General features: G+C 36.1%; 13 protein-coding genes. 7 read left to right on the top strand and 6 right to left on the bottom strand.

Annotated elements, in window-relative coordinates; genetic code table 11:
• Nucleotides 1-94: 94 nt before the first annotated feature.
• From J2T03_RS17465 to J2T03_RS17455, 3 genes are all read right to left on the bottom strand, one after another.
• Nucleotides 95-631, bottom strand: a complete 537-nt coding sequence (locus tag J2T03_RS17465) for a glycosyl-4,4'-diaponeurosporenoate acyltransferase CrtO family protein (RefSeq protein ID WP_307220580.1) — start codon at nucleotides 629-631, stop codon at nucleotides 95-97.
• Nucleotides 632-797: 166 nt separating this feature from the next.
• Nucleotides 798-1,529, bottom strand: a complete 732-nt coding sequence (locus J2T03_RS17460; RefSeq protein WP_307220577.1) for a class I SAM-dependent methyltransferase — start codon at nucleotides 1,527-1,529, stop codon at nucleotides 798-800.
• Nucleotides 1,530-1,579: 50 nt separating this feature from the next.
• Entirely contained in the window at nucleotides 1,580-3,616 is a 2,037-nt protein-coding gene (locus J2T03_RS17455; protein WP_307220574.1) for a M3 family metallopeptidase, read from the bottom strand.
• A gap of 264 nt (nucleotides 3,617-3,880) precedes the next feature.
• Here J2T03_RS17455 and J2T03_RS17450 point away from each other — a divergent pair, with 264 nt between their 5' ends.
• From J2T03_RS17450 to rimM, 5 genes are all read left to right on the top strand, one after another.
• Nucleotides 3,881-4,411 carry an SRPBCC family protein gene (locus J2T03_RS17450; RefSeq protein ID WP_307220571.1) on the top strand — a complete coding sequence of 177 codons (531 nt, stop codon included), beginning with the start codon at nucleotides 3,881-3,883 and terminating at the stop codon, nucleotides 4,409-4,411.
• A gap of 115 nt (nucleotides 4,412-4,526) precedes the next feature.
• Nucleotides 4,527-4,976, top strand: a complete 450-nt coding sequence (locus tag J2T03_RS17445; protein ID WP_116011090.1) for a hypothetical protein — start codon at nucleotides 4,527-4,529, stop codon at nucleotides 4,974-4,976.
• Between the two features lie 232 nt (nucleotides 4,977-5,208).
• Nucleotides 5,209-5,721, top strand: coding sequence for a nitroreductase family protein (locus J2T03_RS17440; protein ID WP_307220568.1), 513 nt, complete (start codon nucleotides 5,209-5,211; stop codon nucleotides 5,719-5,721).
• A 179-nt stretch (nucleotides 5,722-5,900) separates the two neighbouring features.
• Nucleotides 5,901-6,464: a 30S ribosomal protein S16 gene (locus J2T03_RS17435; RefSeq protein ID WP_306843280.1), complete on the top strand. Its 564-nt coding sequence runs from the start codon at nucleotides 5,901-5,903 to the stop codon at nucleotides 6,462-6,464.
• Between the two features lie 11 nt (nucleotides 6,465-6,475).
• The gene (rimM, locus tag J2T03_RS17430) at nucleotides 6,476-7,018 is read left to right on the top strand and encodes a ribosome maturation factor RimM (protein WP_306843281.1); all 543 of its coding nucleotides are present in this window, start codon (nucleotides 6,476-6,478) and stop codon (nucleotides 7,016-7,018) included.
• Between the two features lie 154 nt (nucleotides 7,019-7,172).
• Here rimM and J2T03_RS17425 read toward each other — a convergent pair whose 3' ends face one another.
• The 3 genes from J2T03_RS17425 to J2T03_RS17415 all read right to left on the bottom strand — a co-directional run bounded on the left by J2T03_RS17425 (nucleotide 7,173) and on the right by J2T03_RS17415 (nucleotide 10,668).
• A complete protein-coding gene (locus tag J2T03_RS17425; RefSeq protein WP_307220566.1) occupies nucleotides 7,173-8,819 on the bottom strand; it encodes a serine hydrolase domain-containing protein in 1,647 nt (548 codons plus the stop codon).
• Between the two features lie 66 nt (nucleotides 8,820-8,885).
• Nucleotides 8,886-9,689, bottom strand: a complete 804-nt coding sequence (locus J2T03_RS17420) for a helix-turn-helix transcriptional regulator (protein WP_307220563.1) — start codon at nucleotides 9,687-9,689, stop codon at nucleotides 8,886-8,888.
• A 1-nt stretch (nucleotide 9,690) separates the two neighbouring features.
• Nucleotides 9,691-10,668, bottom strand: a complete 978-nt coding sequence (locus J2T03_RS17415; protein WP_307220560.1) for an XRE family transcriptional regulator — start codon at nucleotides 10,666-10,668, stop codon at nucleotides 9,691-9,693.
• Nucleotides 10,669-10,722: 54 nt separating this feature from the next.
• Between J2T03_RS17415 and J2T03_RS17410 the strand changes: the two genes are divergently transcribed.
• Nucleotides 10,723-11,364 carry a hypothetical protein gene (locus J2T03_RS17410; protein WP_307220557.1) on the top strand — a complete coding sequence of 214 codons (642 nt, stop codon included), beginning with the start codon at nucleotides 10,723-10,725 and terminating at the stop codon, nucleotides 11,362-11,364.
• Nucleotides 11,361-11,960, top strand: coding sequence for a CDP-alcohol phosphatidyltransferase family protein (locus J2T03_RS17405; RefSeq protein WP_307220554.1), 600 nt, complete (start codon nucleotides 11,361-11,363; stop codon nucleotides 11,958-11,960). The genes J2T03_RS17410 and J2T03_RS17405 overlap by 4 nt, the downstream gene beginning before the upstream one ends.
• The last annotated feature ends 26 nt before the right edge of the window (nucleotides 11,961-11,986 follow it).

Below are 11,986 nucleotides of genomic sequence, written 5' to 3'. Positions count from 1 at the left end.
TGGGAAAGTAAGCCCATACTTGATAATTTCGTTTATTGTAGGAATTAACTCTGTCATTGCGGTATTTTCTAATATTTGAGCTTTGCAACCAAATTTATCTACGCCCGATGAAATGCATAATTCTTTCTATTCGCGGCCGGTTGTATCGCTGTAAAAAAATAGGGTATATATTGAGTAAAATATTTAATATCAGCAACCACATGGATTTAAGGATTCCAAATTTATAGGCAACGAAAATATTAAATCCCAAAACAATAATCATAATAATCAGGTGACCCAGCTCATCTTGTTTTGTGCGGTAATACAGATTTACTAAAGCTTCCGGATTCTTTTGTACCGGTTTGCTTTTTTTGTTCAGTTTTTCCCAGCCGGTTACGACTAATAATTTTCTGAAAAAATGGATTCCAAGAGACTCATAAATTTGTCCTTTCTTCTCCCAGGTCTTTTCGTTAAAGTAAGGGGAATTGAGTCCGCTTTTCATTACTTCGGTAAAAGTAAGTACACATGCCATCAGCATGAAGTTCAGAGCCAATGCGAAAGAGAAGCTATCCATTCTGATATAGTAAGCCAGGGCATAAACCAAACCACTGGAAATGATTGTAATAAAAATTAAAATTAAAATTTTCTTCATAGGTTATTTGTTTTGGATATTAAAAATGTAACATAACAGTTTATAGGTATTATTAGATAAGATTAAAAATACAATCCGGGCAATTTACACATTTTCGCAGAAGTAAAAAGGCCACTTTACACGAAATGTAAAGTGGCTTTATATGGCTTAGAAATTAAAAACTAAATTACTTTTTTACAGAAATCAACAGCATCATAGGACGTCGCAATTCCTCCTTCATTTCTGGGAATTCTTTCAGCATTTCTGCAGTAGGCTGCGGCTCAATCACTTCTTTAATCTTGAAACCCTGTTTCAAAAGGCTGCTGAGATAATTCGTTAAAGTTCTGTGGTATTTCACAACATTTTTACCAAGAAACGTTGTATTTCTTTTTCCTTCCAGAAAATAATTGTCTACAGGCCAGTTCTGCTTCTGCCCTAGGGATCCGTAAGCCCAATCCTGACTACCTTCTGCTGTAAAAACTGGATGTTCTACAGAGAAAACAAAATGGCCTTCAGGTTTAAGCCATTTATATATGTTAGCTGCTATTGCCTCAAATGATTCTACATAATGAAATGTCAAAGAACTTAAGACAAGATCAAACTGTTCAGCAGGGTAATCAACATCTTCAAGTGCCTTTCTTTCATATGCAATGCCGTCCAGTTGATTGATCTCTTGGGCCTTTTCGAGTATCTTTTCCGAAAGATCAATTCCGATAACAGATTGTGCTCCTTGTTCCATTGCATAGCGGCAGTGCCACCCAAAGCCACACCCCAGATCAAGAACAACTTTTGAGGTAAAATCAGGTAACATCTTTTGAAAAGTATGCCATTCTCCTGCGCCTTCCAGCCCTTTCTGAGAGCGGAGCATTTTTCCGTATTGCTCGAAAAAAGATGGGGTGTCATATTTATTTTCTTTCATTGCAACTTAGAGATTTTATTTAATTACTTTTTGAATGAATTCATTCTGTTTTACCCAAACGCTCTCTTCAGTAAACTCTCCACCTTTGGCTCACTTCCCCTGAAGCTCTTATACAATTCCATAGGATCTTTTGTTCCGCCTGAAGAAAGAAGAACTTTGTATTTGGCAGCCGTTTCAGGATTGAAAATTCCGGTTTCCTTAAAATACTGGAACGCATCCGCATCCAGAACCTCTGCCCATTTGTAAGAATAATAACCTGCAGAGTATCCGCCCTGGAAGATATGAGAAAAGCTAGGACTCATAGCCGTTTCAGGATTCACGGGATAAAGCGAAGTGGCTTTTGTGTGCTTATCTTCAAATTCTTTCACACTTACACTTTCCAATTCTCCAACTTTCGTATGGTAATTCATATCCAGAAGTCCGAAACCAAGCTGTCTCATGGTTTGATAACCCTCCATGAAGTTTTTAGACTGTTCAATTTTTTCGATCTTTTCATCAGGAAGAACTTCGCCTGTTTTATAATGTTTGGCAAACGTTTTTAAAAATTCAGGTTCATAGCAGAAATTTTCCAGGAACTGAGAGGGCAGCTCTACGAAATCCCATTTCACAGAAGTTCCGGAAAGGCTTGGATACTGTGTATCCGCCATCATTCCGTGAAGTGCATGTCCGAATTCGTGGAATAAGGTCGTCACTTCCTGGAATGTCAGTAAGCTTGGGGTATCTTTTGTTGGCTTGCTGAAATTGCAGACTATAGAAATATGCGGCCGGGAGTTTTCGTCGTCTTTTTTATACTGATTTTTATAGCTTGTCATCCATGCTCCTGCTCTTTTGCCTTTTCTTGGAAAATAGTCTACATAAAGCAATGCTTTGAAATCTTTCTGTGTATTCATGCTTCCAGCCTCAGAAACTTCATATACTTTTACATCCTCATGGTATTTCGGAATATCATGTCTTTCTTCAAAACTAAGTCCGAAAAGTTTTCCTGCCAGGCCAAAAACAGCTTCCTGTACTTGGCTCAATGGAAAATACGGCTTCAGCTCTTCATCATTAAAATCATATTTCTGTTTTCGGAGCTTTTCTGCGTAGAACGTGTGATCATATCCTTGTAATTCATCTATTCCGTCAGCTTTGGCCAAGGATTTCAATTCTTCAATTTCTTTGTCTGCATAAGGCTTTGCTTTCGTTAAAAGTTCATTTAAAAAATCAAAAACTTTCACCGGAGATTTTGCCATTCTCTCTTCCAGAACATACTCTGCATAATTCTTATAGCCTAATAGTTCAGCTTTCTGCTGCTTTAGCTGCAGAAGCTCTTTAATGAGCTCCTGATTGTCGAATTCTCCACCGTCAAAAGATTTTTTACCACTGGCCAAGGCAATTTCCTTTCTCAGCTCACGGTTTTCAGCATAGGTCATAAACGGGATGTAGCTAGGATATTGTAAAGTAATTACCCAGCCTCCAAGTTCTCTTTCTTTCGCTTCTTCAGCATACTGCTCAAGGATAGCTTCTGGAATCCCTGCCAGATCTTCTTTATTGGTAACATGTTTAAAATAGGAATTGGTAGATGCCAAAACATTCTGCCCGAACTGAAGCGATTTCAAAGACAGGTCCATATTGATCTTCTGCAGTTTTTCTTTGTCTTCCTCATTCAGCAGTGCGCCACTTCTTACAAAACCTTTATAAGTTTCGTTTAATAGCATTTCCTGTTCCTCATTCAGATTGTATTTTTCTTTTTCGTCGTATACTGTTTTGATCTTACTAAAAAGAGCCTCGTTTTGAGAGATCTTTGAAGAATATTCAGTGAGAAGCGGGGAAACTTCCTGGGCGATTTTTTGAATTTCGTCACTTGTTTCCGCAGAATTTAAATTGAAAAAAATATTCGAAACCACATCCAGCTGATCACCCGAGTAAGCCAATGCTTCAATGACATTTTCAAAAGTGGGGGATTCAGGATTGCTGACAATATCATTGATTTCGTCTTCAGATTTTTTGATCAGTTCCTTGAATGCGGGAAGGAAATCTTCATTTTTAATGCCATCAAAAGGCGCTGCGTGATATGGTGTATTGAATTTCTCTGTTAAAATATTCATTTTTCGATTTTTATATAAAGGTAAATTTAATGATTCATCGGGAATCAGAGCTGAAATACACAAAAATAATGCCCGGATATCAAGATATGACAAAAATGCTTTATCTTTAATAATCTTGTCATATGAAAAGAGACGGCGAGGATGGAATAACTAATTTTGAAAAGAATAAACGGGAAATATATAAGTTTCATAAATATTTGAATTTCAAATTAATGTAACTTTTGTATTTGAAAAATTAAACCAACAACTTTAAATATCAAAACTATGAAAACACTCTTAAAAATTCTTGGCGTAATCATCCTTTTGGCTATAGTATATGCAATTATTGCAATGCTGGCTTTCAGTAAAGATTATCATTTTGAAAGATCGATGATGATCAATGCTCCTAAAGAAAAAGTATGGCAGCATGTAGGATCGCTGAAAGGATACAATGTGTGGGATCCTTTTTCCAAAGCTGACAAAAATATTGTAATCACCTATTCCGGGGCAGGTGACAAAGTGGGAGATTCCTACCACTGGAAGGGCAATGATAAAGTAGGAGAGGGAGAACAATCCATTACAGAAAGTGTACCCAATGAAAAGTTAATTACAAAGCTTCATTTTATCAAACCTTTTGAAAGCGACGCTAAAACTGCCTTTGTGCTAACTCCTGAAGGAAACGGAACCAAAGTAACCTGGGCAATTGATTACGAACTGACTACCATGATGAAGATCATGAAACCTATGATGGATATGAATATGAAAAAGATGTTTGATCAGGGGTTGGGAGATCTTAAAAAGATTGCCGAAAACTAAAGATATAAGCCTTGTAGAAATGCAAGGCTTTTTGCTGCCTTTTTTGGATTACACATTTTTTATCCGGACTCAGATTATTTTAAAAAATTATTATCTTTATGTAAAGATTAGATTCATGGAGAAGATCGTATTTGAAAAAAGTGATATAAGAGATTATGTAAAAACAGTAATTTCTGAAAAAATAGAAAAGCTTAAAAATTTTATTGAATTTACCCTGGAAGCAAGCCGTGATATTAAAAAGACCCCAAAATATGACAGTATGCGGGAAGAAATGCAGGAAGAAATTTATCAGATGCAGCGTCAGCTAGGTGCTTTGAATGATCTTAAAAGAAATATGTCAAAAGTTCTGAACACTTCTACTGAAAGAATACAGCTGGGTTCTCTGGTAATCACTAATAAAGCCCGTTTCTATATTTCGGTTTCATTGGGAGAATTCTTTTATGAAGGCGACCGTTTTTACGCTATTTCCCCGGAAAGCCCTATGGCTAAAAAAATGATGGGTATGAAATCCGGTGATGCTTTTACACTGAATAATATCCATCAGAAAATTGTAGAGGTGATTTGATTGCTCGCCAAGAGCCGGGAACCAAGAATCAAGATGCCAGGTTTCAGATTTTTGAAGTCTTTAATTTAATTGCGCAAGATGTTCTCCTTAGCTAATTTGTAAATCATATACTCAAAATCCATTTATATTTCCATTCAGGAATTACAGGATAGTACAGAAAGCAAAGTTTACTGCTGAAAAATCAGGTATCAATCAGTGTAATGCATTCAATTACATATTGTAAATTTGCAATATGAATAATGCAGAAATTTTAAAAGAAATCATAGAACAAAGAAGGAGTATATTCCCGAAAGATTATTCTGAAAATGAAATATCTCAGGAAATCATAGATGAAATTTTGCACTCAGCAACTCTAGCTCCTAATCATAAGCGTACAAAACCTTGGCGTTTTAAGGTTTTTAAAGGGGAAGAAAAAGCAAAATTAGCTTCAGAAATGCAGACTATTTATAAAGCTACACAACCTGAAGAGACTTTTCTGGAGAAAAAATACCAGGATATCGGTTTCAAAATCAATAAAGCAGATGCTGTAGTTTCCATTGTGGTGAATTTCAGTGGTATGGTTCCTGAATGGGAAGAAATCGCTGCTGTTTCCATGGCAGTTCAGAATATGTACCTTACCTGTACAGCGAATAATGTCGGATGCTATTGGAGCTCTCCCGGTATTGTGAATCATCTTAAAGAATCTTTAACCATCGAAGAAAACCAGAAATGCCTTGGGCTTTTCTATATGGGAAAGGTAGATTAATAATTATGTGAAATTTGACCAATTTACCATTGAATTTTTAGGTAAGAAAAATCAAAAATACTGTTATATTGCTAGATTGATAAATTGTTGTATTTAATAATTGTTGAATAAAAATTTTTATATATCTTTGCACTCTTAAATATTTAACTGGGACGAGTTCCCATAAAATTCACAACATTATGTCAGTAAAAATCAGATTACAAAGACACGGTAAAAAAGGTAAGCCTTTCTTCCACATCGTGGTTGCAGATTCTAGAGCTAGAAGAGATGGTAGATTCATCGAGAAACTAGGAACTTACAACCCAATTACTAACCCTGCAACTATCGATTTGAACGTTGATTCTGCTGTAAAGTGGTTAAACAACGGTGCTCAGCCAACTGATACTGCAAGAGCAATCCTTTCTTATAAAGGTGCCCTTTACAAAAAACACTTACAAGGTGGTGTTGCTAAAGGTGCTTTTGACGAAGCTGAAGCTGAAAAAAGATTCAATGCTTGGTTAGAATCTAAAGAACAAAAAGTACAAGGTAAAGTTGAAGGTTTATCTAAAGCTCAGGCTGACTCTAAGAAAGCTGCTTTAGAAGCTGAAGCTAAAGTAAACGAAGCTAGAATCGCTGCTGCTGCACAAGTTGAAGCTGATGCTAAAGCTGCTGAAGAAGCTGCTAACGCACCTGCTGAGGAAGTTGCTGAAGCTACAGAAGGAGAAGCTCCTGCTGCTGAAACTGAAGAAAACACTGAAGCTTAAGAAATCCCTGTATGCGTAAAGAAGATTGCTATTTATTAGGAAAAATCACACGCAGACATGGCCTTGCGGGAAACGTTATCCTTAAACTGGATACCGATCAGCCCGAGCTTTACAATAAATTGGAATCAATATTCGTTGAAATCAACGGATTATTGGTTCCTTTTTTTATTGCAAAATCAGCATGGAGTAAAAACGATGCGCTGAATCTTGCTTTTAAAAACTCTTCCGAGGCATTGGTAGACCAATCCTTAGGGAAAAATGTCTACTTACCCCTTTCTACACTTCCAAAACTTTCAGGAAAGCAGTTCTATTATCATGAGATCATCGGTTTCGATATTCTGGATGAAAATGACAAAGAATGTGGGGTCATAAGATCTGTAAATGATCAGACTGCCCAAAACTATTTCGTGACCAATCTGGATGGAAAAGAAGTGGTGATTCCCATCATCAAAGACTGGATTCTTGAGGTGAACCGGGAAGAAAGATTCATCAAAATGCAGCTGCCGGAAGGACTTATCGATGTCTTTTTAGTTTCCTCTAAAAAAGACGAATAATCAATTTTCAGATAAAGGTCTGAAACCTATCTATTTCAAATAACTTACTGAAAAATATTTTCCGCTTTGGTCCTTAGGTTCAGAAGCGGTCATTCTGATATGATTTTTCGTTGAAACCATTTGGTTTTCCAGGCTGATCGGCTGGCATATTGACTTATTTATCATTTATTGAAGGCAGTAAATATTCCTCAACTATTTTATCTGCCTGTGGATGGGCATAAGGCTGGTTATAAGCTTTTGCTGTAATAACGATCACAACAGGGATTTCTGTGAAGATGATAATTTTGTTTCCACCGTTTCCACTGGATTGGTAAGCTTCAAAATTTTGGGTTCCCACTTTATAAATCTTCCTCCAAAATAAATAGCCGTACCCTTCAAAATTCTGATCATTGGTGAAATAATTGGTGAAAGATTTCTGTATCCAGCTTTTATCGAAGATATTTTTACCATTCCATACTCCATTATTTTTATAAAGTTGTCCGAATTTGGCAAAATCCAATGTTCTCATTCGCAGGCCACCAGCTAAAGAAGGCTTCTGCTGTGGGGTAAACTGCCATTTATAATTTGTGATTCCAAGAGGTTGAAATAGTTTTTTCTCTGCATAATTTTCCAGTCCCTTTGGAACGGTTCTGTCTAAAATATCTCCTGTCACCACAACACCAGCCGTAAAGTAATTCCAGATTTTTCCGGGCTTATTTTGGGTCGTAGGCAGATCCAGTGCAAACTTCACCCAATTTTCTGTAGGATACATGTTTTCCTCGTTTCCCGGAGATGTCTCATCTGCATCATTTCCGTCAAATCCGGAGCTCATCGTCAGCAGACTTTTGAGAGTAACACTGTCTTTGTGGGACGAATAATTTTTGAATTGCTTTAGATCATAAAACTCCTTCAGCATTTGATTTTCACTTTTAAAATAACCGTCTTTGATGGCAATCCCCATCAGTGCGGAAGCAAAAGACTTTCCTACCGAACGGGTATCCTGCAAAGAATCTCTTCCGGACTGGCTGAAATATTCTTCTAAAAGAAGTCTTTCATTTTTAATAATCACAATACTTGTGATATCTCTGAACCTGTTCCCTGCAATTTTCGTATTTAAAAGCCTGATTTTTTCCTCATCAAGTTTTTCGTCAGACATCTTCCATCCACTATTGGGCTGGATCTTTTGCACGGCAATTTGCTGTTCTGAAATATTCTTGTGAGGAACCGTTAAGTTAATTTCACCAGAAGCAATAATATTTCCAACTTTTACTGATGAAGTTTTTAAGTAAGGCCTGATTTCAATTTTTAAAATATGATTTCCCTCTTCCAGGGCATCAATACCTCCATTGCCCAGGTAAAATCTCATCCACATATATTTCCCCCAGGAATCTTCATTTTTTGAACTTAATAAAGGAATTCTAAACGTGGTTTTCTTCTTTTTGTCCTCCTGGGTTCCAGCTCCGGTATTCAAATTTTCAGTATAGATTAATTTTCCGTCAATGTAGAAACTGAATTGATAATTTCCTTTTTTCAGTAATTCTTCAGATGATAATGAAGGATCAATCTGACGTAAATAATTAACCAGAGAATTGTCCATAAAAACACGGATGTCGAGATCTTTATCTTCCTGGAATATTGTGGTTTTAAGGAAGTCAGATTCTTTTAAATGGTCTGGAAGAACGGTTTTATCCAGGAAAACAATTTTACCAATGTATTTTTTATGGAGAGGATTTATTATGGTGTCAGGACCTGTACTATTTTTGGACTGTCCCAAAGAAAATCCGAAACTAAGAAATAAGGCAAACAGCAGGATAGATTTCATTTTAATGTTTTATTCTGACAAAAGTATAAATAGGTTTTCAGAAAAAATAGAATGAAATTAACATCCTTATTTCTTCAGAAGATTTTTATACTGCAAAGGGGTAATTCCCATATGCTCTCTGAATGACCTGATAAAATGACTTTGATCTGCAAAACCACATTCCAGTGCTGCTTCAGCTAAAGATTTATGCGTGTTGAGAAGGGCTAAAGATCTGTTAATCCTCAGTTTTCTGATATATGTGCCTAAATTACAGTGAAAATGTTTCTGGAAATCCCGGCTCAGATGAACGGGATGAATGTCTATAGTTTTAGAAAGATCTGTCAGATTCAGTTTTTCTGTAAAGCTTTCATGAAGAATTTCATCAATTTTGTTTACCCAGCTTGGTTTTTTATCAGGGTTCTGAACCTTATTGTATAGCGTGCAGAAAATGTTGAGTAAAAGCTCATGAACAGACAGCTCAAAGGATGGATCATTCAATTTCGTTTCTCTGAAAATCCTATACATTAACAATTTTATATCCGGATTTTTCAAATTAAAGCTGCCTTCAATGGAATCCTTTGAAATGTCAAATTGTTCAAACCATTCTTCCGTAAGTTCAAGATGGAATCCTCTTGTGAAAATATCCGGTTTGATGTTGTAATGAGCATCTTCCCAATGATGATAGAGGAGTGTTCCTGCCGGACAGTCATAAATTTCTTTTTTGTTTCCTTCCGTCATATTTCCCTGCAGCATAAAAGTGAAATAAGCATTTTCATGGTAATGCCAGTCGACGTAAGGATGCGTATATTCCGTATCCGTAATGGTCAGTCCGTCGAAACGAAGGGTTTCATGAGTCTTCCCGAAAAATTCACCATTATGAAGGTTTTTCATGCTAGAGTTTTTGTTTTAAATTTTCAATCTGCTCATACATTTTATTGAAAAATATTTTTCTGTCACGGTTTCCGGAAGTATTCAGAGACTTTGAGTTTTTGATCTGATGTTCAAAATAATTCCGTGTTTCACCACAGGTTTTCTCATCATTAATCAGAATATATCCAAACATATTCACAGGTATCGCAAAAAGTGACTGGTGGGAATGATGGAAAAAAATGTCATTGGAAAGGTGCATCAATTCATTTTCGTATAAATGAAACTTTGGGTTGTTTTCTGTCTTCTGTTCGATATATTCAATAAGCTCGTTAAGCTCTTTCAGAATAATTCCGGCTTCATTCTTCTGTAAAAGTCCGGTTTCGAAATAAAATAAAATCTGTTGCAGAATACTGGAAATAGTCCGGTCATTCCACAGTTCCACAATGTTTTGTGCTTCATATTTTTTCTTGAGTTCCTGTGTATTTGATTCAAAATATGGCGGAGAAAACTGCAGAAAGGGAATAAAAACCTGTTTCGCATTAAGCAGATTCATCCATACATAAATTTTAAAACGGGAAAGCAGAGTGTCTGAAAGTGTATAAAAAAACGGAATATCTTTCGCAGAATAGTAAATAGTCATCTCATCGGAAAGTGGCAGATTTTCAAAAATACTGAGATTATTCTGAAAAAAAGACTGTAGATCTTCCATTTCATTCACCACTGAGGTTTTCTGAACCACAAGCTGCTGATCTGAAGTGATAAATTGATTAAGAGAAATCTGATAATATTTTGCCAGTTCCAAAGCTTCTTCAAAACTGAATTTTGCTTTCAGGGAGGTCCTTCTGTGCGATGCGTCATAACTTATATTGAGAATATTGGCAATCTCATCATTCAAAGATTTGTTACCAATTTTTCTGCGGATTTCCTTAAGTAAAAGTTCCTGATACATGGTTTTGTGATTTTCACAAATGTACTTCTTTATTTTAATTTTTTTTCGCATTCGGATTTGTGTTTTTCACAGATAATTTTGAACATACTTTTAAAACAATGAATTATGAAAATAAAATTTTTAATGATGATTGCTTTCTTTACAGGAAGTATTATCAATGCTCAGGATAGTTTATATACTCAATCGGATAAACCTGGGATTATAGGCTTTTCTCCTTCGAAAGAAACTAAAAATGTTAATGGAATGCTGATTAAATATTATGATGAAATTGATCAGGAAATAAAGCCTAAGAAAGTTAATGGGATTGGATTAGGGTTTAATGGCTTAGGAATTTTCTTTCCCGTGTTGTTCCTTGTTAACATTACATCTATTGATAACTGGGAAATTAATGATATCGGTTCGGATCCTTTACCGGATAAAATGAATAAGATTAACGGTCTGCAGCTTTCTATTGTCAATATGGAGCCTACTGTTACCAACGGGTTGGAATTAAGTTTATCCAGTAATATCAGTGCACCTTCAGTCACCAATGGAGTTGCTGTATCACCATTGTACAATTTTCATCATACAACGAAAGGCGTGGCCATTTCCACTCTTGCGAATGTAAGTCAAAAATGCAGAGGTGTCCAGGTTGCTTTAATCAATGTCTGTAAAGATTCACGGGGAATACAGATCGGTTTTTGGAATCAAAATGAAAAAAGAAAATTCCCCCTGATCAATTGGAATTTTAAAAATAAAAAGTCATGAAACAACTCCCATATCTGCTTATTGCAACCAGATTTATCTTAGCTCCGGTAATTTTGTTATTAGCCTATGTTAAAGGCACAGAATCAAGATTTTTAATTGTAGCTTTAATGTATTTAGGATTATTAACAGATATCTTCGATGGAATCATTGCCCGAAAAGTCGGTGTTTCATCAGAAAAATTAAGAAGATTAGACAGCCAGACCGATTTGATTTTCTGGCTTTCCTTAGGATTTGCGTCCTATTTCCTAAATCCTGGATTAATTAAAAATGAATGGCAGGGAGTTCTTCTGATCTTCATCATGGAAGCCCTTTGCTACATTGTCAGTATCTGTAAATTCGGTAAAGAAACCTGTACGCACGCTTTTCTGTCAAAAATGTGGGGCTTAAGCCTGTTGATTGCTTTTACCTATTTGATCGGGTTTCAACAGACAGGCTGGGCATTCTACCTTACAGTCGGGTTAGGATTTGTATCCCATATCGATGTTATACTGATCATTTTACTGCTTCCCAAATGGCAATATGACGTACCAAGCTCCTATCATGCATGGAAAATCCGAACCGGAAAAGAGAGAAAAAAAACAGTATTCTTTAATTAGAGTATAATGTGAGGAGACGGAATTGG

Origin of the sequence: Chryseobacterium lathyri, from assembly GCF_030812195.1 — a bacterium.
GTDB classification, from domain to species: domain Bacteria; phylum Bacteroidota; class Bacteroidia; order Flavobacteriales; family Weeksellaceae; genus Chryseobacterium; species Chryseobacterium lathyri_A.
Note: the sequence above shows the minus strand (reverse complement) of the source record. Positions and strands in the feature narration are given on the sequence as shown.